Below are 25578 nucleotides of genomic sequence, written 5' to 3'. Positions count from 1 at the left end.
AGACCTCACCTCAAGGGGCCGGCTCGATCCCCAACTCCTGCGCCAATACCGCCGCTTGGACCCGGCTGCGCAGCTCCAGCTTCCCCAGCAGCCGGCTGACGTGGGTCTTCACCGTGGCCTCCGCCATGTCCAGCCGTACGGCGATCTCCGCGTTCGACAGCCCGCCGCCCAGCGCCCCCAGCACCTCCCGCTCGCGCCGCGTCAGCGTCTCCACCGCCGCGGCCGCCTCCGGCCGCACCGGCGCGCGCACCGCCTTCGGAGCCGCGAACTCGGCGATCAGCCGCCGGGTCACCGCCGGGGCGATCAGTCCTTCGCCGCGCGCCACCGTCCGCACCGCCGCGATCAGCTCCGCGGCGTCCGCGTCCTTCAGCAGGAAGCCCGCCGCCCCCGCCCGCAGCGCCCCGAAGACGTACTCGTCGAGGTCGAAGGTGGTCAGCACCAGCACGTCCGCCAGCCCCCGCTCCACCACCCGGCGGGTGGCCGACACCCCGTCCAGCCTCGGCATCTGCACGTCCATGAGGACCAGGTCCGGCCGCAGCTCCTCCGCCAGCCGCACCGCCTCCTCACCGTCCGCCGCCTCTCCCACCACCTCGATGCCGCCCGCACTGCGCAGGATCAGCACCAGGCCGGCCCGTACCGCCTGCTGGTCCTCGGCCACGACGACCCTGATGGTCATGACTGCACCGCCCTCTCCCCGGCGGGCAGCGCCGCCCGCACCTGCCACACCCTGCCCGAAGCGCCCGCCGCGAAGGTCCCGCCCAGCAGCTCCGTACGCTCCCGCATGCCGATCAGCCCCGCCCCCGACCCCGGGGCGCGCGGGCCCGGCCGCTCCCCGTACGGAGAGTCCACCGCCACCGTCAGCAGCCCGGCGCCCCGCGCCACCCGGACCCGGACCGTGCCGGGGGCCGCGTGCTTGAGGGCGTTGGTCAGCGACTCCTGCACGATCCGGTACGCCGCCAGCTCCACCGGGGCCGGCAGCGGCGGCCCCGCGGCCCGCTCGTCCGCCAGGACGAAGTCCAGCCCGCTCGCCGACCCGTTCGTACGGGCCTGCCCCAGCAGGGCGTCCAGGCCGGCCAGGGAGGGCACCGCGACGGCCTCCTGCCCCGCCCCGGCGTCCCGCAGCAGCCCGATCAGCCGGCGCATCTCGGCCAGCCCCTGCACGCTGTTCTCCCGGATCACCCCGAGGGCCTCGCGGCTGGTGGCGGGGGAGTCGATGGACAGCGCGGCGGTGGAGTGGATGGCGATCGCCGAGAGGTGGTTGGCCACCATGTCGTGCAGTTCCCGCGCCATCCGGGCGCGCTCGGCGGCCACCGCCTGCGTCCGGTCCATCTCGGCCAGCAGCGCCGTCTGCTCGGCGCGCAGCCGGGCGGCCTCGGCGGCCTCCCGGTGGTTGCGCAGGGTGGCGCCCGTCAGGGCCGGGGCGAAGCTCACGATGCCGGTGACCACGCCGATGAGCAGGGCCTGCGGGCTGCGCAGCCACACCAGGGAGCCGATGGTGACGGCCACGGTGATCAGACCGGTGCTGACCGGGAGCCGCCGGGCCGTGGCCGGTTTTCCGTAGACCACCGCCGCGTACATCAGGTCGGTGAAGATGATGACGCTGGCGATGCTGCCGACCGTGAACTGGTCCGCGACCAGGGCGACCGTGCCGACGGGCAGGGTGACGGCGGGCGCGGAGCGGCGCAGCAGCTCCAGGGCGCCGAGCACCCCCAGGGGGACCAGCACCGCCCAGTCGGGCAGGAAGTGCCGGCTGGGCGTGCTGTACACGCCGAGCGCCCAGAGCAGCAGGCCGGCGCACACGCTGACCACCGCGAGCAGGACGTCGTCGCGGTGCGGGCGGGGGATCTTCGGGAGCACGTTCCCATCCAACACGGTCCGCCGCGACGCGGCCTCGGTACCGGGGCGGAGAGTCCGCTACATCGAAGGATGCAGTGGGCTTTCCTCACTGGCGACGACGCGGCGGGGCCCGGCGGCCGGAAACCTGGAAGGGAATCCGAGGAAGGAAGGGAGAGCCGTCATGCTGGTCGGGCTGATCATCGCCTGTGAGGTCGGCTTCTGGGTGCTGCTGGCGGGCGGACTGGCGCTGCGCTACCTGGCCGGAATGCCGAGGTTGGGAGCCGCGGTGCTGCTGCTGGAGCCGCTGCTGGAGCTGGTGCTGCTGGTGGTGTCCTTCATCGACCTGAAGAACGGCGGCGAGCCGAGCTGGAGGCACGGTCTCGCGGCCTTCTACATCGGCTACACCGTCGGGTACGGGCACTACACCGTCAAGTGGCTCGACGGGCACGCCGCCCACCGCTTCGCCGGGGGCCCCAAGCCGCCCGGAACCAAGTACGGCAAGGAGCGCGCGGTCCACGAGTGGAAGCTGTGGACGCGGACCCTGGCCGCCGCCCTCGTCGCCATCGGGCTGCTCCAGGCCGGGATCTGGTACGTCGGCGACGACGCCGCCACCGGCGGGCTCCAGGCCTGGCAGGCCGGCGCACTGCGGGTGCTCGGCATCCAGGCCCTGATCGCCGCGAGCTACTCGATCTGGCCCCGCAAGGCCCCGGCGGGCACGGACGCGGACCGGGACGGGGCCGCCGAACCGACCGGAACCAAGCGCTAGGTGCAGGCCCCGTCGTCAAAGTCCCGCCTGGCCCGCGGCGGTCCCCCGGCTACCGCTGGGAGGTGCCCCCGGGCACCGCACCTCGCCGCGTTGCCGGGGCGCCCGAGCACGTCCAGTACTCGGGCGCCCCTCCGCCTTGCGATGCACGGCACCGGACGCCGCGGACCTGACCGGCGCTACTTTGACGACAGGGCCTGGCCGGCCGACCGGCGGATCCCGGGACCGGGCGGGGTCCGGGTCAGCGCTCGCCGCCGGGAACCCAGAGCACGTCCCCGACCTCCTTGTTGGCCGTCCTGGCCAGGATGAAGAGGAGGTCGGAGAGGCGGTTCAGGTAGGTGGCCGTCAGCGGGTTCATCACCTCGCCGTGCGCCTCCAGCGCCGCCCACGTGGAGCGCTCGGCCCGCCGGACCACCGTGCAGGCCTGGTGCAGCAGGGCCGCGCCCGGGGTGCCGCCGGGGAGGATGAAGCTCCGCAGCTTCTCCAGCCGCTCGTTGAAGACGTCACAGTCCGCCTCCAGCCGGTCCACGTAGAACTGCTCCACGCGCAGCGGCGGGTACTCCGGGTCCTCCACGACCGGGGTGCACAGGTCCGCGCCGACGTCGAACAGGTCGTTCTGCACGCGGACCAGGACCTTCACGACCTCCTCCGGCAGCGCCCCCAGCGCGATGGCCGTCCCGATGGCGGCGTTGGCCTCGTTGGCGTCGGCGTACGCGGAGATCCGCAGGTCCGTCTTCCGCGTCCGGCTCATGTCCCCCAGGGCGGTCGTGCCCTGGTCGCCGGTACGGGTGTAGATGCGCGTCAGGTTCACCATGCCGCCAGCGTAGACGGGCCCGCCGGTGGAACACCGGGCGCCGCCCGCCGCCCGCCTTCCGGGAACCGTCCGGGCGCGCCGCGAGGGCCGCGCCGGGACGGCCGGGGAGCCGCCCGGCGCGCCGCGAGGGCGCCGCGAGGGCGGGGCCGGAGGCTGAACTGTGAGGCGGCGCACGCCTGGTGGGCCGTACCAGTGTGATGTCCGTCATCTGAGACGTGACGCGTGTTACTTCGCGGTCACTCGGCCCCTCACGGGCGCTAGTCTCCGCCGGAGAGGCTACGAGGCCGGGTCGTACTGAGAACAGCAAGGGGTGTGCAGTGGCTGGGAAGCTCGCCGTCATCGGCGCGGGACTGATGGGTTCCGGGATCGCTCAGGTCTCCGCTCAGGCGGGTTGGGACGTCGTCCTGCGGGACGTCACCGACGCCGCGCTGACCCGGGGCACGGACGGCATCAAGGCCTCGTACGACAAGTTCGTCTCCAAGGGCCGGATGACCGCCGAGGACGCCGAGGCGGCCCTGGCCCGGATCACCACGACCACCGAACTCGACGCGGTCGCCGACGTGGACATCGTCGTCGAGGCCGTCTTCGAGAAGCTCGAGGTCAAGCACGAGATCTTCCGCACCCTCGACAAGATCGTGCGCGAGGACACCATCCTGGCCTCCAACACCTCCGCCATCCCGATCACCAAGATCGCGGCCGTGACGGAGCGCCCGGAGCGGGTCGTCGGCGCGCACTTCTTCTCGCCCGTCCCGATGATGCAGCTCTGCGAGCTGGTCCGCGGCTACAAGACGAGCGACGAAACCCTCGCCGCCACCCGCGCGTTCGCCGAGTCGGTCGGCAAGACCTGCATCGTCGTCAACCGCGACGTCGCGGGCTTCGTGACCACCCGTCTGATCTCCGCGCTGGTCGTCGAGGCCGCGAAGCTCTACGAATCGGGCGTCGCCACCGCCGAGGACATCGACATCGCCTGCAAGCTGGGCTTCGGCCACGCCATGGGCCCGCTGGCCACCGCAGACCTCACCGGCGTCGACATCCTGCTCCACGCCACCAGCAACATCTACACCGAGTGCCAGGACGAGAAGTTCGCGCCGCCGGAGCTGATGCGCCGCATGGTCGACGCGGGCGACATCGGCCGCAAGAGCGGCCAGGGCTTCTACAAGCACTGAGCACGGACGTTCGAATCCCCGCACCCTACGGGGTGAATTAGGTATCGGTTCGCTCACGGTCGGCAACTTCACCGCCCGCACGGCAGTCAGTTGCAGTGAGAGTTGCCGATCACGGACCCGTCGGACCACACGTACGCAGTAAAGCCGGGGAGCACACATGCACATCAGGGGCGACCACGCCGAACTCGCTGTCGGGGGTCGCCTCGACGTGCGCAGCGCGGCTGACGCCCGTACGGTCCTCCACACCGCCCTCGACGACGGCCACGGCGACCTCGTGCTCGACCTGACCGGACTCGACTCCTGGGACGCGACCGGACTCGGCGTGATCATGGGAGCGCACCGGCGGGCCGGGCGGACCGGGCGGCGCCTGGTCCTGCGCGGGGTGCCCGACCGGATGCAGCGGCTGCTCGTCGCCACCCGGCTGCACCGCATCCTCGCGATCGAGGGCGGCCTGGAAGCGGAGACCCTGCCCCGGGTGTGATCCGGGGCGGGGGCGCCGGCGCGGGAAAAGGGGCTGCGTCCCCGGGACGCCCTCCGCTTACATGGGGCCATGGTGTCCACCGACCGGCTCGCGGCCTTCGCGGCCATGTCCCTCCTGCTGATCCTCATCCCCGGCCCCAGCGTGCTCTTCGTCGTCGGACGGGCGCTGGCGCAGGGCCGCCGGGCCGCGCTGATCACGGTGGCCGGGAACACGCTCGGAGCGTACGTGCTCGTCGTGGCAGTGGCGCTCGGCGTCGGAGCCGTCGTCGAGCGGTCCGTCCTCGTCTTCACCGCCCTGAAGCTGGCCGGCGCCGCCTACCTCGTCCACCTGGGCGTCAAGGCCTTCCGGGGCCGCGGATCGCTGCACGCCGCCGTCGCGGAGGCGGCCCCCACGGCCGCCGGCGGCCTGCGGACCCTGGGGGAGGGCTTCGCGGTCGGCGTGGCCAACCCCAAGACCGTCGTGTTCTTCGCCGCCGTGCTGCCCCAGTTCGTCGACCGGGAGCAGGGACACGCCGTGCTCCAGATGCTCCTGCTCGGCCTGGTCTTCAGCCTCATCGCGATCGTCTCCGACAGCGTCTGGGGGATCGCCGCCGCCACCGCCCGCGACTGGTTCGCCGGATCACCGCGCAGGCTCTCCGCGGTCGGCGGGGCCGGCGGGCTCGCCATGATCGGCCTCGGCGTCACCGTGGCCGTGACCGGCCGAAAGGACTAGGTCGAAGATCGGCGGGAATCGTAACGGTCCGGTGGTGAAGGCACCCCTGCGGTGACGGCGGGGCCGGCCACGGTCTAGGGTTCGGGCGGAAACCGGACCGGTAACGACGACGACGTGAGCGGGCGCCGGCACAACGAAGACGGTGAAGACGGCGGCGGCGCGCGGCGCGATCGGGGGACTTGGTCATGGACCGTACACAGGGGCAGCCCGGCCAGGACGAACAGCCCGTCGGCCGGCCGGCCGGGGCACTGGAGACGCGGCCCCCGGCAGCGGTGGCGCAGCCTCCGGCACCCGCCCGTGTCGTGACCCTGACCACCGGCGAGTTCACCCTCACCGTCAACCCCGTCGACGGCAGCGAGATCGAACCCCTGCGCCCCGACGCCCGCGAGGCGGCGGCCCGCCGCCCCGCCAGGCGCGCCGCCGCCGCCCGCGCCGCCCGGGACGCCGCCGCGCGCCCGCCCGCGCTGCCCGGACCGCCCCTCCCCGCCCTGCCGCTCCTGGGCCGCGCGGACGAGCGGGAGCGGCTCGTACGCCTCCTCGGACGCGGCCGCTCCGTACGGCTGACGGGACCCGCCGGATCCGGCCGGTCCACCCTCCTCGACGCCGTCGCCGCCGACTGCGCGGACCTCGCGCCCGACGGGGTCGTCCGGCTCAGCGGCCACGGCCGCCAGCAGCCCGCCGAGCTGCTCCACACCCTGTACACCACCGTCTACGACACCCGGGACGAGCGCCCCGACCGTACGCGGCTCCTCGCGGGCGTCGCCGGGATCGGCGCGATCGTGCTCCTCGACGACCTCGAACTGGGCGGCCCCGCCCTCGACGAGCTGTTCCGCGCCACCCCCGAATGCGCCTACCTGCTCGCCGCCACCCCCGACACCAGGGCCCCCTCCGACGACGCGCACCTGGAGGAGGTCTTCCTCGGCGGCCTCGGCCGGGCCGACTGCCTGCGGCTGCTGGAGGCCGCGACCGGCAGGGCGCTCACCGACGAGGAGACGGCCTGGGCGGAGGACCTGCGGTTCGCCTCCGAGGGCCTGCCGCTGCGCTTCGTGCAGGCCGCCGCGCTGCTGCGGCAGCGCGACGAACTCAACGACACCGCCGCCGCCGACGAGGACGAGGAGCCCGGCGTCTTCGAGGAGCGCCCCCGCGATCCCTCCCACGTGCCGCTGCCCACCCTGGCGCAGGCCGCCGCCCCCGCCGGACTGCTGGCCTCCCGGGTGAGCGAGTCGGCCCGGGCCGCCCTGCGGACCGCCTGCGCGCTGGCCGGGGAACTCCCGCACCACGCCCACCTCCCCGCGCTGGTCGGGGACACGCACGCCGACGCCGCCGTCGCCGAACTCCTCGGCTGCGGGCTGATCACCCCCGTCGGGCCGCGCTACCGGCTCGCGGAGGGGGTCGCGCGGCAGCTGGAGGAGGCCGGGTACGGGGAGACCGCCGCCGAGGAGGCGCGTACCGCCGCCCGGCACTACGCCTGGTGGACCGGGCACGCCTCGGTGACCCCGGAGCGGGTCGCGGCGGAGGCCGACGCCGTACTGGCAGCGCTGGCCGGGGCCGATGTGGTGGCAGCCGTACTCCTGGCCCGCACGGCGGCGCCGGCCCTGGCGGCGGCGCCGTACTGGGAGGCGTGGCAGCGGGTGCTGCGCTCGGGAGCGGAAGCCGCCCGGAAGGCGGGCGAGGTCGCCGAGCAGGCGTACTTCCACCACGAGCTGGGCGTGCTCGCGCTGTGCGAGGGGCGTCTGGAGCGGGCACGGGCGGAGCTGGAGGCCTCGATCGGGCTGCGCGGGGCGCTCGCGGACAAGCGCGGGACGGTCTCCGGCCGGCGGGCGCTGGCGCTGGTCACGGACCGGGACCGGGCGGCCACCGCAGCGAAGGCATCGCCCCCGCTGCGCCTGGAGGCGCCGCCGGCCCTCCCGCCCGCCGGGCCGGCTGCCCAGCCGCCGTCGCAGCAGGCTCCGCTGCCGACGCCCCAGCCGGCCCCGTCCGAGGCCGTCACCCGGGTGACCCCGGTGATCGGGAAGCCGGCCGGCTCGCCCGCGTCCCTCTCCCAGGTCTACGGCGACACGTTCGCGCCGGCACCGGCACCGGCTCCCCTTTACCGCCGCCCGCGGCCCGCCGCGGGCGGACGGCGCAAGACGGTGCTGCTGGCCGCCGCCGGGGCGCTCACGGTGGTGGCGCTCGGCACGGTCGTCGGGCTGTCCCTGACGGCCGGGGGCGACGACCCGGAGCAGCCGGCCGCGCCGGCCGTGTCCTCGACCCCGGACACGCCCCCGGTGGTCCCGCCGCAGGTGCCGGGGAACAGCGGGAACGATTCGCCGCCGGAACCGGCCGCGCCGCCGTCCGCCGCCGACCCGAACCCGGGCGGGGGCCACCGGCCGACGCCCCCGCCGGCGGGCCACACGCCGGGCCCGCAGCAGCCCCGGCCGACCCCGCCGGCCCCGAAGCCGACGCCGGAGACCCCCAAGCCCGACCCGGACCCGGACCCGGAGCCCCCGGTGACGTCACCGCCGCCCCCGACGAGCCCGGCCCCGACCAGCTCGGCGCCGACCACCCCGACGACCTCGTCGGAAGCCCAGTCCCCGACGGCGGCGCAGTCCCCGACGACGATCTGACCCCGCGGGGCGCGGGGGGCCCGCACGGGCGCCCGTACGCCAACGGCCCTCCGAGCGGGGCTCGGAGGGCCGTGGGAACGACGGGCCGCGGACGGCGCACAGCGCCGGGGCCCGCCCGCCGGAAGGCTAGAACAGGCGGAGCTTGTCGTCCTCGATGCCGCGCAGGGCGTTGTAGTCGAGGACCACGCAGTCCATCCCCCGGTCATGGGCGAGAACCCGCGCCTGGGGCTTGATCTCCTGCGCCGCGAAGACGCCCCGCACCGGCGCCAGGTGCGGATCGCGGTTCAGCAGCTCCAGGTACCGGGTCAGCTGCTCGACGCCGTCGATCTCCCCGCGCCGCTTGATCTCCACCGCCACCGTCGCGCCGGAGGCGTCCCGGCACAGGATGTCGACCGGGCCGATCGCCGTCATGTACTCGCGCCGGATCAGGGTGTAGCCCTCGCCCAGCGTGTCGATCCGGTCGGCGAGCAGCTCCTGGAGGTGCGCCTCGACGCCGTCCTTGATGAGGCCGGGGTCGGTGCCCAGTTCGTGGGAGGAGTCGTGGAGGACTTCCTCCATGGTGATGATGAGCTTCTCGCCCGCCTTGTTGACGACGGTCCAGACGTTCGCGTCGTCACCGGTCCCCTCCTTGAGGGTGCACGGAGGCGACATCCAGTTGAGCGGTTTGTACGCCCGGTCGTCCGCGTGGATCGAGACACTGCCGTCGGCCTTCACGAGGATCAGACGGGGTGCCGAGGGCAGATGGGCGGTGAGCCGGCCCGCGTAGTCGACGGAGCAGCGGGCAATGACGAGACGCATGGTCGGCAACGCTACTCGACCGACGGGCCTCCACGCGATTCGCCCCTGAAAGCCCCGTTCGCCGATGGCGCGTTGTATGCGCATTCTCCTGGTGCGGTACCCGGTGGGCGCCTACCGTGGTGAGCGGGAGGTTGCCGAGCGTGCACGCTGCGTCGCGGCCTCCCTCCCTGCCCGTAGGACTCCGGCAGCCCAAACTGCCTGGGTCACGAGAGGAGAACCCATGTCGCTCGACGTCTCACCGGCCCTACTCGAACAGGCCGAGCGAGGCGAGGTCGACGAAGCCGCCTTCGTCGACTGCGTCCGGACCTCCCTGCCTTACGCATGGGAGATGATCAGCTCGTTGGTGGCCCAGCTGGAGGTTGAGGGCGGAGAGTTCGCCGACAACCAGACGCCGCCGCCGGACGAGCAGGCGCGCGGGCAGCTGCTGCGCGCGCTCGCGAGTGACGCGATACGCGGAGCGCTGCAGCGGCACTTCGGGGTGCGCCTGGCATTCCAGAACTGTCACCGTGTGGCGGTGTTCCCGCTGGATTCCTCGGTGGACGACCGGCTGGCCAAGTTCACCTCGATCCGCGGCCAGCTGCTCAACCAGTCCCCGGAGCTTCGGGACTGCTGACAGGTACCGCGCTGCCGCTCCGTGTCGCGGGAGGTGCGACTGACACAGGAGCGGCAGCCCAGGCCCCGTACGGGGTCACACCAGCAGGGGGAGGACCTCCGCGGCGAGGCGCCGGACGTTGTCCTCCGTGGCGGCGAGGTCGCCCGACCCCTCCGTCAGCAGGGCGAAGCGGGTGATGCCCGTCCGCTCCGAAGTCCGCGCCAGCCGGTCCGCGGCCAGGACGGGGCTGCCGACCGGGTGCAGCGAGCACAGCAGTTCCGTGTACGCGTGCGGGTCGCGCATCGCACGCTGCCGGCCGTCCACCGTCACATGGGCGTCCAGGCCCTGGCGGAACCAGCCCGGCATCGCCTTCAGCAGGGTCTCCTGGGCGTCGGCCGTGGTGTCGGCCAGCTGGCAGACCCCCGCCGACACGTGCGCGGCGGCCCGTACGGCCTCCGGCGCGTGCCCGTGCGCCAGCGCGGTCCGCCGCCACAGCGCGACCTGCTCGGCCTTCTCCTCGTCCCCGCAGTGCATGCCCAGCAGCATCGGCAGACCCCGCTCCGCGGCCAGCCGTACCGACGCCGGGGACGTGCAGGCGACGATCACTTCCGGCCCCGTCCCGTCGCCGTCCAGCGCGTCGGCCGGGCGCGGTACGACGGCCACCTCGCGGAACGAGTGCCGCGCGCCGGCGGCCCCCACCCGCGGCTCCGCCAGCCACCGCCGCAGCAGGTCCAGGTCCTCCGGGAAACCGGTCTCGTACGCCTGCGGACCGGCCCCGAACACCTCCAGGTCCACCCACGGGCCGCCGCGCCCCACCCCCAGGCTGAACCGGCCGCCCGAGGTCACGTGCAGCAGGGCCGCCTGCTCCCCGAGGGCCACCGGGTGCGTGTTCGGCAGCACGCTAACCGCCGTGCCCACCCGCAGCCGCCGGGTCCGCCCCAGCAGCAGGGCCGCCAGGGTCACCGCCGACGGGCACACCCCGTACGGCACGAAGTGGTGCTCGGCGAGCCAGACCGAGTCCAGCCCGGCCTCCTCGGCCACCTCCGCGGTCCGCACCGCCCGGTGCAGCGCCTCCCCCTGCCCCTGACCCGGGAACTGGGCCGCCAGTACAAACGCTCCTACGCGCATCGCCTTAGCCTCCTCGCGGCTGACGCGGCCTCCCCAGGTGGACCGACTCGTTGATGGCATCAACGTCTGCTGGCAACAACGTCTGACACGTGCCAAAGGCACGGCCTGACAGGAAAGTTATTGAGATTGTCGGGCCAGCTCCCCGCGGAAGGCCGGTGCCCGCCAGCCACCCTGCGGGTACCCCGGCTCGCTGCGCGTAGTCTGGGAGAAAGTCACTGTCCCCCGCTCCTTCGTGAGGTATACGTGTCACCGCGCCACAACCGCCCCCGGGGCGGCGAGAGTCCGGACGAACGCCCGGGCGCCGGCCTCGACCGGTTCGGGCTGGAGCGCACCGAGGAGTACCTCGGTGAGGAGTGGAAGGTCCGGCAGGTCTCGGGGGCGAGCGCGGCCGGCAAGCGCTATCGCTGCCCGGGCTGCGACCAGGAGATCCCCTCGGGCACCCCGCACGTGGTGGCCTGGCCCGAGTACGGCGGCGTCGACGACCGGCGGCACTGGCACAAGGCCTGCTGGAACGCGAAGGACCGCCGCACCTCCAGGGTGCAGCGGTCCCGCAACGCGCCCAGGTACTGAGCTCCGCCGTCAGACGTCGCGGCGGCCGACCACCGCGTACGAGCCGGCGACCGCGCTCGCCGTCACCACGAGCAGCAGCGCCAGCTGGACCAGGTCGCTGGGGGCGGACCGGCCCTCCATGTCGACGCCCTGCAGCCCGAAGAGCTGCACCAGGCCCACCGGGGCGTTGTAGCGGAGCACCAGCGCACCGAGGCCGGTGGTGACCGGCCAGGCGGTCAGTATCGCCCCGAGCACCGGGGGCATGGTGACCACGCCGAGCATGACCGCGATCCCGCCCGCGGAGTGCCGTACGAGCGCCCCGACCGCGAGCGCGAGGACGCCCAGCACGGTCACGTAGAAGGAGCCGGCCACCGCGCCCGTCCAGTCGGCCAGCCCGTGGGAGCCGGCGCCGGGGCCGTTGTGAAGGATCGCGGCCCACAGGCCGACGAACAGCACCGAGCACAGCGTGACGACGAACGCGACCGTGCCGAAGACCAGGTACTTCGCGGTGAGCACCCGCAGCCGGTCTGGGGCGGCGGTAAGGGTGGTGCGGATCAGGCCCGTGCCGTACTCGGAGGAGATCGTCAGCACCCCCAGCACGATCACGGACACCTGGCCGGCCATCAGCCCGAAGAGGGCGGGACCGGTGAAGGGGAGGTACTGGTAGTCGGCGGCCGTGGTCTGGAACACGGCGACCATGCCGACGCCGACGACCAGCGCCACGAGGGACCCGAGCGTCCACAGGGTGGAGCGCACCGAGGTGAGCTTGGTCCACTCCGAGGACACGGCGTGCCCCAGGTGCGGCCGCGGCGTGGGCAGGGGCGAGCTGTACGTCCCCGGCTGCTCCGCGCTCGCCGCGGGCGGGCCGGCGGGGGTGGTGGTCATCGGGGGTCCTCGGGGGTGTTCTTGCCCGCGCCCGCGAGGCCGGGGGAGGCGGGGCCGGGGGACGGGGCCTCGGCGGGGGAGCCGTCGGCGGGGGGCGGGGGAGTGGCGCGGGCGAGACCGGCCGCGCTGTCCGGCATCAGGAAGGGGCGCCCGGATCCGGGCGGCGGGGGAGCGAAGAAGCCCGCCGCGGTCTCGGCCGGGACCGGGGCCTCCGCCTCCTCCCACTCCGGGACGGTCAGCGGCTCGGGCTCCCACAGCTCGGCGCGGGGGTCCTCGGTGGAGGTGTACTCGACGGAGGACTGCGTCATCCGCATGTAGGCCTCCTCCAGCGAGGCCCGGTGCGGGGACAGCTCCCACAGCCGCACGCCGGCCGCGTGCGCGAGGTCGCTGATGCGGGGAAGGTCCAGCCCGGTCACCCGCAGTGCCCCGTCGGGCTCCTGGAGGACCCGGCCGCCGGCCTGCGTCAGCGCGGCGCCCAGGGCCGTGTGGCCGTCGGTGCCGCCCGCCCCGGGGCCGTCGGCGGCGCGGACCCGGGCGAATCCGGCCGAGTTGTGCGTGATGAAGTCCTGGGTGCTCATGTCGGACAGCAGCCGGCCCCGGCCGATCACGATGAGGTGGTCGGCGGTCAGCGCCATCTCGCTCATCAGGTGCGAGGAGACGAAGACCGTCCGGCCCTCGGCGGCCAGCTGCCGCATGAGGTTGCGGACCCAGCGGATGCCCTCGGGGTCGAGGCCGTTGACCGGCTCGTCGAAGAGCAGCACCTGGGGGTCGCCGAGCAGGGCGGCCGCGATGCCGAGGCGCTGGCCCATGCCGAGGGAGAAGCCCTTGGTGCGCTGGCCGGCCGCGTCCTTGAGCCCGACGACGCCCAGGACCTCGTCCACCCGCTTCTCCGGGATGCCGGAGAGCTGGGCGATGGCCAGCAGGTGCGTACGGGCCTTGCGGCCTCCGTGCACGGCTTTGGCGTCGAGCAGGGCGCCGACGTGCCGCTGGGCGTTCGGCAGTTCCCGGAAGGGAAGGCCGTTGATCGTGACGCGGCCCGAGGTGGGCCGGTCCAGCCCGAGGATCATGCGCATGGTGGTGGACTTGCCGGAGCCGTTGGGTCCCAGGAAGCCGGTGACGTGTCCCGGCTTGACCTGGAAGGACAACTGGTCGACGGCGGTCTTGGCGCCGAAGCGCTTGGTCAGGCCGACGGCCTCGATCATCCCTGTGCCCCTTGCCAGCCGGGACGGCTTTCGCCCGCGTACGCCTTAAGAGGATATCGGGGCTCCTGCGGTTCCCGCCGGGCCGGATCCCTGAGCTGTCCCTGAGCTGTCCCTGAGATCCGGCCCGGGGTCTCCCGTAGTACGGGAGGTGTCCGTCGTGGGACGGACACCTCCCGTCACCGGGCCCTCATGCCTGGTCCGTCAGGCGTCACGCTTCGCGAGGGTGAAGTAGCCGCCGATCACGGCGGCCAGCGCCCACAGCGCCATGATCCCGAGCCCGCCCCAGGGACCGTAGGGGGCGTCCGAGCCGCTCACCGCGGACGGCACGGTCTCCATGATCGCGGAACCGGCCTGGTTGGGCAGGTAGTCGGCGACCTTGCGGGTGGCGTCGACCAGGCTGAGGACGATGGGCAGGATCAGGACGAACATGATCAGGACCGAGATCGAGGCGGCCGAGTTCCGCAGGATCATGGACACGCCGATCGCGAACGCGGCGAGCAGCGCCAGGTACAGGCCGACGCCGATCACGGCGCGCAGGACGTTCTCCTCGCCCAGGGCGGTGCTGTGGTCGCCGAGGAGGGCCTGCCCGAGGAAGAAGGACAGGAACCCGGTGGCCAGGCCGACGGCCAGGGCCAGCCCGGTGGCCACGGTGACCTTGCCCAGCAGCAGGGTGCCGCGCCGGGGCACGGCCGCGAGGGAGGTGCGGATCATCCCGGTCCCGTACTCGCTGCCGACCACCATCGCGCCGAAGACCAGCACCGCCAGCTGGCCCAGGAGCATGCCGGAGAAGCTCATCTGCGTGGCGTCGAAGGTGACCTGCGAGGACTTGGGCATGTCGTCGAAGGTCGCGTTGACCACGGCGCACAGTCCGGCGCCGACGGCGACGGTGACCAGCAGCGTGGTGGCCAGGGTCCAGCTCGTGGAGGCGACGGTGCGGATCTTGGTCCACTCGGACCGGAGGACGGCGGAGTAGGCCACGGTCACTCACCGCCCTTGCGGGTGGCCTCGAAGCCGGCGCCCCACGCGGGGCCCGCCGGTCCGGGGACGGGCGCACCGGGCACACTGGGCGCGCCGGGCGCGTGGGCGTGGTATTCGACGGAATCCGCCGTCATGCGCATGAACGCTTCCTCGAGTGAAGCCCGTTGCGGGCTGAGTTCGTGCAGCACGATCTGGTGCTGGGCGGCCAGTTCGCCGAGCCGCTCGGACGGGACGCCGTCGATCTCCAGGGTGCCGGTGGCGGGGACGCTGACCGCGCTGATCCCGGCCTCGTGCAGGACGTCCTTGAGCCGTTCCTGCTGCGGAGAGCGCAGCCGGACGTAACTGCGCGAGTTCTGCTGGATGAAATCGGACATCGACAAGTCGGCGAGGAGCCTTCCCTGGCCGATGACGATCAAATGATCTGCCGTCAGGGCCATTTCGCTCATCAAGTGGGAGGAGACGAAGATCGTCCTTCCTTCCGAGGCCAGCCCCTTCATCAGATTGCGGATCCAGAGAATTCCCTCGGGATCAAGACCGTTGACGGGTTCGTCGAACATCAGGATCTCCGGATCACCGAGCAGGGCCGCGGCGATTCCCAGCCGCTGGCCCATGCCCAGCGAAAATCCTTTCGACTTCTTCCTGGCCACGGCCGTCAGACCGACCAGGTCCAGCACCTCGGCCACCCGTCGCTCCGGGATCCGGTTCGACTGGGCCAGGCACAGGAGGTTGTTGTACGCGCTGCGGCCGCCGTGCATGGCCTTCGCGTCGAGCAGCGCTCCGATGTGCTTCAGCGGCTCCTTCAGGTCCCGGTAGTGCTTCCCGTCGATCCGGACCGAACCGCCGGTCGGGCGGTCGAGGTCGAGCATCATGCGCATGGTCGTGGACTTCCCCGCCCCGTTGGGGCCGAGGAAGCCGGTCACCACCCCCGGTCTGACCTGGAAGCTGAGGTTGTCCACGGCGGTCTTCGCGCCGAATCGTTTCGTAAGGCCCTCTAGCTCGATCATGCGGCCACGCTAGAACGGCCAGGGGCCGTACGCCACCTCGAAAAGGTGACGTACGGCCCCTGATGTGCCGGTCCGCTCCCTGCGGGCGGACGGCGGCGTACGCGCGGGCGTACTAGCGGCTCTGCTGCGCCGGGACGCCGCGGGTCACCGGCTCGTCGTCGATCGGGGAGCCGGCGGCCGCCACGGCGGCGCCCGTCAGCGTCGCCAGCATCTCGCGGACGTTGGTCAGCTGCGCGTTGATGGAGTCGCGGCGGTTGGTGAGCGCCGCCAGCTCGCGCTCGGACTCGCTGCGGATGCGGTCGGCCTTGGCGTTGGCGTCGGCCACGATGTCCTCGGCCTGGCGCTGCGCGGTCTCCACCGTCTGGCGGGCCCGGCGCTCGGCGTCCGTACGCAGCTTCTCGGCCTCCAGGCGCAGCTGCTCGGCGCGGTGCTCGATCTCGGCGAGGCGCTTCTCGGCCTTCTGCTGACGCGAGGCCAGGTCGCGCTCCGACTGCTCGCGACGCTTGGCCAGGTTGGTCTCGAAGTCCGCGGCGGCCTGGGCGGCCTTGGCGCGGGTCTCCTCGAAGAGGGCGTCGGCCTCCTCGCGCTTGGAGGCGGCGTCCTTCTGGGCCTCGGCGCGCAGGGTGGCGGCGTCCCCCTTCGCCTTCTCGACGATGCGGACGCCCTCGTCCTCCGCCTTCGACTTGCGGTCCGCCGCGAACGACTCGGCGTCGTTGCGCACCTGCTGGGCCGCCGACTCGGCCAGCTCACGGTGCTGCTCGGCCGCGCGACGGGCCTCCTCGCGCAGGTCCTTCGCCTCCTCCTCGGCCAGCCGCAGGATCTTCTCGACCCGGGCGCCGAGGCCGGCGTACGACGGCTCCGCGTCGCTCACCTGGGCCTGGGCGTTCTGCGTCTCGAGGTGCAGCTCCTCGATCCGCTTTTCCAGAGAGTTGATACGTCCTAGGGCGCTGTCGCGGTCGGAGACCAGCTTGGTAATGCGGTCGTCCACCTGACCGCGGTCGTAACCACGCCGCACGAGCTCGAAGCCGAAGGGGGAGGAAGTGTCGCTCATGGGGTTCCTGTCGAATGAGACCGATGAGGTGCTACGTGAGGTGTTAAGGGGAATCCTAGGCGCCAGGGCGGCGTGTCATCGAGTCAATCCGGGTTTGCCCTGGACAATGACACCCCTTTTGAGTGGCAAGGCGGCGGAATGCTTGTCACTCGTCCGCCTGAACCTCCCTCAGAAGCACACATCCTGTCTTCTGACTACCCCTCTGACGCCTTACCACTCGAACGAGTGGAACCCGCTGTTGCGCCGGCCCTCACGCCCCCCGCGCCCTGACCACCCACAACGGGCTTTCCGCCACCCGAAGGTGCCTCGAAAGATTCCAACGCCTCAAGAACGTCCTGGACACGGGAGATCTCCGCCTGAATGTCCTCGCGCCTGCGCACCAGCACCTCCAGCTCACGACGGCCCTCGTCGACCAGCCGCTCCGCCTCCGCCTTCGCCTCCGCGAGGGCGCTCTCCGCCTGCCGCGCCACCTCCGCCTTCTTCGTCTCCGCTTCCTTGAGCAGCGCCTCGGCCTTGCGCACGGCCGCGATGCGGACCTTGCTCGCCTCGCTGCTCGCGTCCGACACCAGTTCCTTGGCCTTGGCCTCGGCGGCGGCGCTCTGCTCGGTCGCCGCCCGGACCAGCTTGTCCACGCGCTCGCCGGCCGACTTCATCTGCTCGGCCGACTCCCGGCGGGCGCGCTCGTGCAGCTCCTCCACCTCGGACTCGACGCGGGCACGCAGCTCCTCCGCCCGCTCCCTTATGGCGGCCGCGTCCGTACGCGCCCCGACCAGCAGTTCGTCGGCGTCCGTCCGGGCCTTCTCCACCACGGAGTTGCCCTCGACGGTCGCCTCCGACGTGATGCGCTCGGCCTCCTTGCGGGCGGCGTCGACCATCGCGTCGGCCTGCTCCTCGGCCGCCGTCGTGGCGGCCAGCGCCTGACGGCCCGCGTCCGCGGTGAGCCGGTCGGCCTCGGCCGCCGCCTCCGTGATGAGCCGGTCCACCTGCTCCGCCGCCTCGCTGCGCCGCTTGTTGGCCTCCTCGCGGGCCTCGTCCAGCAGCCGCTCGGACTCCGTACGGGCGTCCGTGCGGGTGCGCTCGGCCTCGGTGGCCGCCTCCGCCTTGACCCGCTCCGCCTCGGACCGGGTGCGCGTCGCGTGCTCCTGCGCCGAGGCCAGCGCCTCGGCCGCCTCCGCGCGCAGCCGCTCCGCCTCGGCGGCCGCCTCGCCGACCGTGCGCTCGTTGTCCTTGCGGGTCCGCTCGGTGAGCTTGTCCGCCTCGGACGCCGCCTCGGTGATGAGCCGGTCCGCCTGCTCGGCGGCCTCGGTGCGCAGCCGGTTGCCCTCGGCGCGCGCCTCGTCCAGGGTCTGCTCGGCGTCCCGTTCGGCGGCCGCCAGGGTCTCGGCCGCCGCGGCCGTGACGCGCTCCGCCTCCGCGGTGGCCTCGCCGATGATCCGGCCGCCCTCGGTGCGGGCCTCGTCCAGGGTCCGCGCGGCCTCCGCGACGAGCCGGTCCGCCTCGGCCGCGGCCTCGCCGACCGTGCGCTCGTTGGCCGCGCGGGTCTCCTCGATGAGCCGGTCGCCCTCCGCGCGGGAGTCCACCAGGATCCGCGCCGAGTCCCGCTCCGCCGCCGCCAGGGTGTCGGCCGCCTGCGCCTTCAGGGCCTCCGCCCGCGCCCGGGCCTCCTCCAGGACCCGTGCCGCCTCGGCCGTCAGGCGCTCCGCCTCCGCGGCCGCCTCGCCGACCGTGCGCTCGTTGTCCTCGCGGGTCCGCTCGGTGAGCTTGTCCGCCTCGGACGCCGCCTCGGTGATGAGCCGGTCCGCCTGCTCGGCGGCCTCGGTGCGCAGCCGGTTCGCCTCGGCGCGCGCCTCGTCCAGGGTGCCCGCCGCCTCGGCGCGGGTGGCGTCCGCCGCCTCGGCGGCCTCGGCGGTGAGCCGCTCCGCCTCCGCCCGGGCGTCGGCGACGGTCGCCGCGTTCGCCGCGAGGGTCTCCTCGGTGAGGCGCTCCGCCTCCGCCTCGGCCTCGGCCACGATCCGGGAGCCCTCGGCGCGCGAAGCCTCCAGGGACTCCGCCGCCTCGCCGCGGATCCGGTTCGCGTCGTCGCGGGCGTCCGCGCGGGTCCGCGCCGCGTCCCGCTCGGACGCCGCCAGCGCGTCCGTCGCCTCGGTGCGCACCCGCTGCGCGTACTCGGCCGTGTCGGCCCGCAGCTGCTCGGCCTCCGCGATCGCGTCGCCGACGGTCCGTGCCGCCAGCTCCTTCGCCGCGTCCGTCTCGACGCGGGCCTCGCTGCGCACCCGCGCGGCGTCCTCGGCCGCGCGCTCGCGCTCCGCGTGGGCGTCGGCGCGGACCCGGTCCGCCTCCTGCTCCGCCTCGGTGCGCGTACGCTCCGCCGCGTGCTCGGCCGCGCTGCGCAGGCCGGCGATCTCCTCCTCGGCCTGCTCGTGCATCCCGGCCACGGAGTCCCGTACCTGCTGGGCGGTGGCCTCGGCCGCCGCGACCAGCTCCGCCGCGCGGCGCTCCGCCTCCTCGGTCAGGCGGGCCGCCTCGGCCTGCGCCTCCTCCGAGCGCTTGCGGGCCTGCGCCAGCAGCTCCTCGTTCTGCTCGCGGGCCTGCGCCCGCTCGTTGCCGGCGTCCGTCCGGGCCGCCGACAGGGTCTCCTCGGCCTCCCGGCGACGCCGCGCGGCCTCCTCCTGGGCGGCGGCGAGGGCCTCGGCGGCCTCCGCGGCGACCCGCTCGGCCGCCGCCTTCGCCTCGGCGCGCAGCCGGTCCGCGGTCTCCTGCGCCTCGGTGCGGACCCGCTCGGACTCCGCCTCCGCCTCGGCGCGCAGCCGTACGGAGACCAGCTCGGCCTCCGCGCGGACCCGGCCGGCGTCCTGCGCGGCCTCGGCCCGCAGCTGCTCGGACTCCGCCTCCGACTGGGCCTGGAGGGTGCGGATCCGCTCCGCCGCCTCGGCGCGCAGCCGGTCGTTCTCCTCCGTGGTCTCCTTGCGGATGTTCTCCGCCGCCAGGCGGGACTCGCGCAGCGTCTGCTCCGCCGACGTCAGACGGGCCTCGGCGTCCGCCTGCAGCCGGGCCAGCTCGGCCTCGGCCTCGGCGCGCTTCGCCGCCAGGGCCTGCTCGGTCTCCTCGCGGCGCGCCCGCAGGGCGGCGTCCGTCTCGGCGGCCAGGGCCTCGGCCCGCTCCTCGGCCTCCGCGCGCAGCCGTTCGGCCTCGGCACGGGTGCGCTCCAGGGTCTCCTCCGCCTGCCGGCGCAGGGTGGTGGCCCGCTCCACGGCCTCGGCGCGGACCCGCTCGCTCTCGGCGGTGGCCCCGCCGCGCAGTTCGTCGGCGTCCGACTTGGCCTTGCCCAGCAGCTCCTCGGCGGTCCGGGCCGCCTCCTCGATCTGCTGCACCGCCTCGCGGCGGGCCTCGCCGCGGATCCGCTCGCCCTCGGCGACGGCCTCCGCGCGCAGCTGCTCGGCCTCGCCGCGCAGCCGCCGCGCCTCCTCCTGGAGTTCGACGGTGCGGGCCCGGTACTCCTCGGTGTCGTCCTTCGCGGCGCCCTTGAGCTCGTCGGCCGTGGCCGCGGCCTGGGCGCGCAGCCGCTCGGCCTCCGCCTCGGCCTCGCGGCGGATCCGCTCGGCCTCCTCGGACGCGGCGCGGGTCGTCGCCCGGGCGTCCTCCGAGGCCTTGTTCAGTACGTCCTCGGCGGTGCGGGCCGCCTTCGCCAGCTGCGCCGCGGTGTCCTCGGCGGCGGCCGTGCGGGCCTGCTCGGCGGCCTCGGTGCGCAGCCGCTCCGCCTCGGCGCGGGCATCGGCCAGCGCCTGCTCGGCCTCGGCCTTGAGCGCCTCGGCCTGCTTCGTGGCCTCGCCGACCAGCCGGGCGACCTGCTCCTTCGCGGTACGGGTGCGCTGGTCGTTGACGGACTCCGCAGAGGCGAGCTGCCGGGCGGCGCTCTCCTTGGCCTCCGCGAGGAGCTTCTCCGCCTCGGCCCGGGCCGCGCGCAGCGCCCCGTCGGCCTCCTGCACCCGCGCCTCGGCCACCCGGCCGAGGTCCATGGTCTGCTGCCGGGTCTGCTCGGCCTCGGCGGTGGTGGTGGTGCGCAGCCGTTCGGCGTGCTCGGTGGCCTCCTGCGCCTGTGCGGAGGCGGCGGCCAGCAGCCGCTCGGCCTCCTTGCGGGCGCGCAGCAGCGCCGACTCGGCCTCGGCGCGCGCGGCCTCCGCGTCGGCGGCGAGCCGGCGGCGGGCCTCCTCGGCGGTACGGGCGGCCTCGGCGCGGGCGGCGTTCAGCGCCTGCTCGGCCTCGGCGCGGGACTCCTCCAGGAGCCGGCGGGCCTGGGCCTCCGTGCGGGCGCGCAGCTGCTCGGCCCAGGCGACGTTCTCGTTGACGTGCGCCTCGACCGTCTGGCGGCGCTCGTTGAGCTCCTGGTCCAGGCGCTGGCGCCGGTTGACGGCCTCGGCGTGCAGCTCGGCCTGGAGGCGTGCCTGGTGCTCGGCGTGCTCCTGGAGGATCCGCTGGGTCTGCGCCCGGGCGTCGCGCAGTTCGCGCTCGGCGTCGGACCGCATCTGGTCGGCCTGCACCTGGGCATTGCGCAGCAGCTGCTCCGCCTGGTAACCCATGTCCGCGCCGTCGTAGGCGGGGCGGGAAGCGAGCGCGCGGCGCACCTCATGCAGCTTGGCGCGCAGCACCTCGACCTGGTAGCCGAGGTCCTCGGCGTGCTGGACGGCCTTCCCGCGCTCCTTCTTCAGCCGCTCCATCTCGGCTTCGAAGCGCGAGAGATGGTCGGCTTCGGCCTGATGGCTCTCCTGGCTTTCGTAGCCCCGCACAGCGCGGTCCCATCCGTCCCCTGGTCGCAAGCTCACTCCCAATTGAGCATCGCTCGCCCGCTGAACGACGCCCCCGGGGAAATGGTGTCAGATGTCGGGGCAGGGCTAGCAGGCCCCGACCCCGTTCCGCACCGAACCCCGGCCGAGCCATGGCCACTCTACCGGCCGGGGAATGGGGACATCAGTGCTCAGGGTTGGAGGTGACCAGTTCGGTGAGGACTCCGTGGCAGTCCTTGGGGTGCAGGAAGGTGATCCGGGAGCCCATGGAACCGGTGCGGGGCTCGTCGTAGAGGACCCGGACGCCCTTGCCGCGGATGGCCTGCGCGTCGCCGTCGACGTCCTCGGTGCCGAAGGCGATGTGGTGCACGCCCTCGCCGTTCTTGGCCAGCCACTTCGCCACCGTGGAGTCCTCGCGGGTGGGCTCCAGGAGCTGGAGGTAGGAGGCCCCGCCGTCGGAGGTCTCGTTGATCTTGAGCATGGCCTCGCGGACGCCCTGCTCCTCGTTGACCTCGGTGTGGAACACCTCGAACCCGTACGTGGCACGGTAGAACTCGACGGTCTTGTCCAGGTCGAAGCAGGCGATCCCGATGTGGTCGATTCTTGTCAGCATGGGACCAGTGCACCGCCCCGGCGGGGTGTCACGCAACGTGCCAGCGATCACACCGACTGCCCGGTGACTGGGCGGGTACCGCTCAGTACATTCGGGTAAACCCTCGTTCACTCCTCATCTCAAGGGGCTGTGCCTCATGTCCGGAACGAACAACACCACCTCAGTGATCGTCGCCGGGGCCCGCACGCCCATGGGGCGGCTGCTCGGCTCGCTGAAGTCCTTCTCCGGCGCCGACCTCGGCGGCTTCGCCATCAAGTCCGCCATCGAGCGGGCCGGGATCTCCGGCGACCAGGTCCAGTACGTGATCATGGGCCAGGTGCTCCAGGCCGGCGCGGGCCAGATCCCCGCCCGCCAGGCCGCCGTCAAGGCCGGCATCCCCATGAACGTGCCCGCGCTCACCATCAACAAGGTGTGCCTGTCGGGCCTCGACGCCATCGCGCTGGCCGACCAGCTCATCCGCGCCGGGGAGTTCGACATCGTGGTCGCGGGCGGCCAGGAGTCGATGACCAACGCCCCGCACCTGCTGCCGAAGTCCCGCGAGGGCTACAAGTACGGTGCGATCGAGATGCTCGACGCGATGGCCTACGACGGCCTCACCGACGCCTTCGAGAACATCGCGATGGGCGAGTCCACCGAGAAGCACAACACCCGCCTGGGCATCGAGCGCGCCCCGCAGGACGAGTTCGCCGCCGCGTCCCACCAGCGGGCCGCCGCCGCGCAGAAGAACGGCGTCTTCGAGGCCGAGATCACCCCGGTCGAGATCCCGCAGCGCAAGGGCGAGCCGGTCGTCTTCGCCGCTGACGAGGGCATCCGCCCCGAGACCACGGTGGAGTCCCTGGGCAAGCTGCGCCCGGCGTTCGCCAAGGACGGCACCATCACCGCCGGCACCTCCTCGCAGATCTCCGACGGCGCCGCCGCCGTCGTGGTGATGAGCAAGGCCAAGGCCGAGGAGCTGGGCCTGGAGTGGCTCGCCGAGATCGGCGCCCACGGCAACGTGGCCGGCCCCGACAACTCCCTCCAGTCGCAGCCCTCGAACGCGATCCTGCACGCCCTGAAGAAGGACGGCCTGGAGGTCTCCGACCTGGACCTCATCGAGATCAACGAGGCCTTCGCGGCGGTCGCCGTGCAGTCAATGAAGGACCTCGGCGTGACCCCGGAAAAGGTGAACGTCAACGGCGGCGCCATCGCCCTGGGCCACCCGATCGGCATGTCCGGTGCCCGTGTGGTGCTCCACCTGGCGCTGGAGCTCAAGCGCCGCGGCGGCGGGACCGGCGCGGCCGCCCTCTGCGGCGGCGGCGGCCAGGGCGACGCCCTCGTGATCCGCGTTCCGAAGGCGTAGGTGCCCGTATGGCGACGGTGGACGTCCCCACGCTGGTGGCACAGGCCCGCGAGGGCCGGCCGCGGGCCGTGGCCCGGCTGATCTCACTGGTCGAGGGGGCGTCCCCGCAACTGCGCGAGGTGATGGCCGCCCTGGCACCGCTGACGGGCGGCGCGTACGTGGTCGGGCTGACCGGTTCCCCGGGTGTCGGCAAGTCGACCTCGACCTCGGCCCTGGTCTCGGCCTACCGCGGCGCCGGCAAGCGGGTCGGCGTGCTCGCGGTCGACCCGTCCTCGCCCTTCTCGGGCGGGGCGCTGCTCGGCGACCGGGTCCGGATGTCGGACCACGCCTCCGACCCGGGGGTCTACATCCGCTCCATGGCCACGCGGGGCCACCTGGGCGGTCTCGCCTGGGCGGCGCCGCAGGCGATCCGGGTGCTGGACGCGGCCGGCTGCGACGTGATCCTGGTCGAGACGGTCGGCGTCGGTCAGTCCGAGGTGGAGATCGCCTCGCAGGCCGACACCTCGGTGGTGCTGCTGGCTCCGGGCATGGGCGACGGGATCCAGGCCGCGAAGGCGGGGATCCTGGAGATCGGCGACGTGTACGTGGTGAACAAGGCCGACCGGGACGGCGCAGACGCCACCGCCCGGGAGCTGAACCACATGCTGGGCCTCGGGGAGACCCGGGGTCCCGGCGACTGGCGGCCGCCGATCGTCAAGACGGTCGCGGCGCGCGGGCAGGGCATCGACGAGCTGGTCGAGGCGCTGGAGAAGCACCGGGCGTGGATGGACGAGCGCGGGGTGCTGGCCGAGCGCCGGGCGGCGCGGGCGGCGCGGGAGGTGGAGACCATCGCGATCACCGCACTGCGCGGGCGCCTGGCCGACCTGCGCGGCGACGCGCACCTGGACGCGCTGGCGGCCCGGGTGGCGGCCGGCGAGCTGGACCCCTACGCGGCCGCGGACGCGCTGCTGGAGAGCCTGACCGAGGGCTGACCGGCCCGCGACGGCGGGGGCGGGGGCGCCGCGGGCCGCGGCGCCCCCGTCCGGTGCGTCCGTTCCGCCTGGTCAGTGGTCGTCGCCGTTCTGCTTGGCGGAGACGACCTTTCCGGTCATGCTGTCGACGTGGACGTTCTGGGTCTTGTCCCCGGACGTCTTGACCTCGACGTCCCAGTAGGGGGCGCGAGCGTCGTCATCGTCGTCGTCCCAGTTCACGGACCAGGCCTGGCCCGGATGTGCCGCGAGGGCCGTCTTCATGGCCTGCTGGGCGGTGACCTTCGCGGCGAGCAGGGCGCCGTCCCCGGCGCGGTCCTTCTCGTCGCGGTCCTTCGCGGCGGTGGTTTCCTCGTCGGTGACGGCGCCGCTGGCGACGTTCACCTCGACGTCGGTGTGGCTGCCGTCCTTGCCGATCACGTCGATCTGCCAGACGTCGTCGTCGCGGTCGATCGACTCGACGACGCCCGGGTGCGCCTTCAGCGCCGCCTCGGCGGCCTTCTCGGCGGTCGCGTCCACCCGGGCCGGGGCGGACGCCGGGACGGCTTGCGACGCCTCGGCGGCTACGGCGGCCGCCGCGGCGCTCGCCGGGCCCGCCACCATCAGGACGACGGACGCGGCCGCGGAAACGTACAGGGTGCGCTTCATGGGACCTCCTCAGGCCGGCCGTGGCGCCTGCGGTTGCCCTGCGGGCGGGCGGGCCGGCAGTGAGCGTTCCCGTCCATTGTGCGGTCGTCCGCCCGGCGCGGCACGCCGGGCGGACGGCGCTCAGATCTTGCCGCGGTTGCCGCGCAGGTGCTCCGCGACGGGGCGCAGCGAATCGCGCAGCGCCTGCAGGGCCTCCGGCGGCAGCAGGTCGATGAAGTGCTCCCGTACGGACGCCACGTGGTGCGGGGCGACCTTGCGCATGGTCTCCATGCCCTCGTCCGTGAGGACCGCGTACAGGCCGCGGCGGTCGGACTCGCAGTTCACCCGGCGGACCAGGCCCGCGGTCTCCATGCGGGTGATCTGGTGGGAGAGCCGGCTCTTGGACTGGAGCGTGGCGGTGGCCAGGTCGCTCATGCGCATCCGCAGGCCTTCCGACTCCGAGAGGTTCACGAGGATCTCGTAGTCGTTGATGGTGAGTCCGAAGGGCTGGAGATCCTTTTCCAGCTGGTGCATCAGCAGTTTGCTGACGTCCAGGTGGGTGCGCCAGGCGCACTGTTCGGCGTCGGTGAGCCAGCGGGTGGCCGTCTCGGTCTCCATCGTCTCCATGAAAGAACTCTACCTAAGAAGTTGAATTACGTACAAAAATAGGAAGATCGGCTCGGGTG

General features: G+C 73.6%; 23 protein-coding genes. 9 read left to right on the top strand and 14 right to left on the bottom strand.

From position 1 onward, the window contains the following. Nucleotides 1-10: 10 nt before the first annotated feature. Complete coding sequence (locus ACZ51S_RS25295; RefSeq protein WP_468888372.1) at nucleotides 11-676, bottom strand: response regulator; 666 nt, start codon at nucleotides 674-676, stop codon at nucleotides 11-13. Beyond that, nucleotides 673-1869, bottom strand: a complete 1197-nt coding sequence (locus ACZ51S_RS25290; RefSeq protein ID WP_468962042.1) for a sensor histidine kinase — start codon at nucleotides 1867-1869, stop codon at nucleotides 673-675. Before ACZ51S_RS25290 ends, ACZ51S_RS25295 begins: the two co-directional genes overlap by 4 nt. A 148-nt stretch (nucleotides 1870-2017) precedes the next feature. Between ACZ51S_RS25290 and ACZ51S_RS25285 the strand changes: the two genes are divergently transcribed. Continuing rightward, nucleotides 2018-2602, top strand: coding sequence for a hypothetical protein (locus ACZ51S_RS25285; RefSeq protein WP_468962040.1), 585 nt, complete (start codon nucleotides 2018-2020; stop codon nucleotides 2600-2602). Nucleotides 2603-2840: 238 nt separating this feature from the next. On the opposite strand, the gene ACZ51S_RS25280 is transcribed toward ACZ51S_RS25285, so the two are convergent. Continuing rightward, nucleotides 2841-3413, bottom strand: a complete 573-nt coding sequence (locus ACZ51S_RS25280) for a cob(I)yrinic acid a,c-diamide adenosyltransferase (protein WP_388939750.1) — start codon at nucleotides 3411-3413, stop codon at nucleotides 2841-2843. A gap of 317 nt (nucleotides 3414-3730) precedes the next feature. Between ACZ51S_RS25280 and ACZ51S_RS25275 the strand changes: the two genes are divergently transcribed. The 4 genes from ACZ51S_RS25275 to ACZ51S_RS25260 all read left to right on the top strand — a co-directional run bounded on the left by ACZ51S_RS25275 (nucleotide 3731) and on the right by ACZ51S_RS25260 (nucleotide 8377). After that, on the top strand, nucleotides 3731-4579 hold the full coding sequence (locus tag ACZ51S_RS25275; protein WP_388939752.1) for a 3-hydroxyacyl-CoA dehydrogenase family protein: 849 nt from the start codon (nucleotides 3731-3733) through the stop codon (nucleotides 4577-4579). A 157-nt stretch (nucleotides 4580-4736) separates the two neighbouring features. Continuing rightward, entirely contained in the window at nucleotides 4737-5060 is a 324-nt protein-coding gene (locus ACZ51S_RS25270; RefSeq protein WP_267032613.1) for an STAS domain-containing protein, read from the top strand. 69 nt (nucleotides 5061-5129) lie between these two features. After that, complete coding sequence (locus ACZ51S_RS25265; protein WP_468962038.1) at nucleotides 5130-5771, top strand: LysE family translocator; 642 nt, start codon at nucleotides 5130-5132, stop codon at nucleotides 5769-5771. Nucleotides 5772-5956: 185 nt separating this feature from the next. Further along, entirely contained in the window at nucleotides 5957-8377 is a 2421-nt protein-coding gene (locus ACZ51S_RS25260; RefSeq protein ID WP_468962036.1) for an ATP-binding protein, read from the top strand. A 126-nt stretch (nucleotides 8378-8503) separates the two neighbouring features. On the opposite strand, the gene nucS is transcribed toward ACZ51S_RS25260, so the two are convergent. Beyond that, entirely contained in the window at nucleotides 8504-9175 is a 672-nt protein-coding gene (gene nucS / locus ACZ51S_RS25255; protein WP_388939759.1) for an endonuclease NucS, read from the bottom strand. A 220-nt stretch (nucleotides 9176-9395) separates the two neighbouring features. Here nucS and ACZ51S_RS25250 point away from each other — a divergent pair, with 220 nt between their 5' ends. Beyond that, nucleotides 9396-9788, top strand: coding sequence for an SCO5389 family protein (locus ACZ51S_RS25250; protein ID WP_007266607.1), 393 nt, complete (start codon nucleotides 9396-9398; stop codon nucleotides 9786-9788). A gap of 75 nt (nucleotides 9789-9863) precedes the next feature. Here ACZ51S_RS25250 and ACZ51S_RS25245 read toward each other — a convergent pair whose 3' ends face one another. Further along, on the bottom strand, nucleotides 9864-10895 hold the full coding sequence (locus tag ACZ51S_RS25245; protein ID WP_468800741.1) for an LLM class flavin-dependent oxidoreductase: 1032 nt from the start codon (nucleotides 10893-10895) through the stop codon (nucleotides 9864-9866). Between the two features lie 243 nt (nucleotides 10896-11138). On the opposite strand from ACZ51S_RS25245, the gene ACZ51S_RS25240 reads away from it, so the two are divergent. Next, a complete protein-coding gene (locus tag ACZ51S_RS25240; protein WP_388939762.1) occupies nucleotides 11139-11465 on the top strand; it encodes an ATP/GTP-binding protein in 327 nt (108 codons plus the stop codon). A 9-nt stretch (nucleotides 11466-11474) separates the two neighbouring features. On the opposite strand, the gene ACZ51S_RS25235 is transcribed toward ACZ51S_RS25240, so the two are convergent. The 7 genes from ACZ51S_RS25235 to mce all read right to left on the bottom strand — a co-directional run bounded on the left by ACZ51S_RS25235 (nucleotide 11475) and on the right by mce (nucleotide 21958). Beyond that, nucleotides 11475-12329, bottom strand: a complete 855-nt coding sequence (locus ACZ51S_RS25235) for an ABC transporter permease (RefSeq protein ID WP_468475783.1) — start codon at nucleotides 12327-12329, stop codon at nucleotides 11475-11477. Then, nucleotides 12326-13531 carry an ABC transporter ATP-binding protein gene (locus ACZ51S_RS25230; protein ID WP_468962033.1) on the bottom strand — a complete coding sequence of 402 codons (1206 nt, stop codon included), beginning with the start codon at nucleotides 13529-13531 and terminating at the stop codon, nucleotides 12326-12328. Before ACZ51S_RS25230 ends, ACZ51S_RS25235 begins: the two co-directional genes overlap by 4 nt. Nucleotides 13532-13732: 201 nt before the next feature. Further along, on the bottom strand, nucleotides 13733-14515 hold the full coding sequence (locus ACZ51S_RS25225; protein WP_388939765.1) for an ABC transporter permease subunit: 783 nt from the start codon (nucleotides 14513-14515) through the stop codon (nucleotides 13733-13735). Then, the gene (locus tag ACZ51S_RS25220) at nucleotides 14512-15513 is read right to left on the bottom strand and encodes an ABC transporter ATP-binding protein (RefSeq protein WP_468475785.1); all 1002 of its coding nucleotides are present in this window, start codon (nucleotides 15511-15513) and stop codon (nucleotides 14512-14514) included. The genes ACZ51S_RS25225 and ACZ51S_RS25220 overlap by 4 nt, the downstream gene beginning before the upstream one ends. Nucleotides 15514-15625: 112 nt before the next feature. Further along, nucleotides 15626-16564 (bottom strand): coiled-coil domain-containing protein, encoded by a 939-nt coding sequence (locus ACZ51S_RS25215; RefSeq protein WP_042811317.1) that lies wholly within the window; start codon nucleotides 16562-16564, stop codon nucleotides 15626-15628. A gap of 194 nt (nucleotides 16565-16758) precedes the next feature. Continuing rightward, entirely contained in the window at nucleotides 16759-21348 is a 4590-nt protein-coding gene (scy, locus tag ACZ51S_RS25210; protein ID WP_468475786.1) for a polarized growth protein Scy, read from the bottom strand. A gap of 181 nt (nucleotides 21349-21529) precedes the next feature. Beyond that, the gene (gene mce / locus ACZ51S_RS25205; RefSeq protein ID WP_388939773.1) at nucleotides 21530-21958 is read right to left on the bottom strand and encodes a methylmalonyl-CoA epimerase; all 429 of its coding nucleotides are present in this window, start codon (nucleotides 21956-21958) and stop codon (nucleotides 21530-21532) included. A gap of 136 nt (nucleotides 21959-22094) precedes the next feature. Between mce and ACZ51S_RS25200 the strand changes: the two genes are divergently transcribed. Next, nucleotides 22095-23297, top strand: a complete 1203-nt coding sequence (locus tag ACZ51S_RS25200) for an acetyl-CoA C-acetyltransferase (protein ID WP_467887660.1) — start codon at nucleotides 22095-22097, stop codon at nucleotides 23295-23297. Nucleotides 23298-23305: 8 nt separating this feature from the next. Next, nucleotides 23306-24268: a methylmalonyl Co-A mutase-associated GTPase MeaB gene (gene meaB, locus ACZ51S_RS25195; RefSeq protein WP_388939777.1), complete on the top strand. Its 963-nt coding sequence runs from the start codon at nucleotides 23306-23308 to the stop codon at nucleotides 24266-24268. A gap of 72 nt (nucleotides 24269-24340) precedes the next feature. Here the strand turns inward: meaB and ACZ51S_RS25190 are convergent, their stop codons facing one another. Together ACZ51S_RS25190 and ACZ51S_RS25185 are read right to left on the bottom strand one after the other, a co-directional pair. Beyond that, on the bottom strand, nucleotides 24341-24913 hold the full coding sequence (locus ACZ51S_RS25190) for a PepSY domain-containing protein (RefSeq protein WP_468475788.1): 573 nt from the start codon (nucleotides 24911-24913) through the stop codon (nucleotides 24341-24343). A 120-nt stretch (nucleotides 24914-25033) separates the two neighbouring features. After that, nucleotides 25034-25510, bottom strand: a complete 477-nt coding sequence (locus ACZ51S_RS25185; protein ID WP_388940005.1) for a MarR family winged helix-turn-helix transcriptional regulator — start codon at nucleotides 25508-25510, stop codon at nucleotides 25034-25036. Nucleotides 25511-25578 lie beyond the last annotated feature (68 nt).

The organism is Streptomyces sp. NPDC034043 (assembly GCF_055575675.1).
This window is presented reverse-complemented; position numbering and strand designations above follow the sequence as displayed.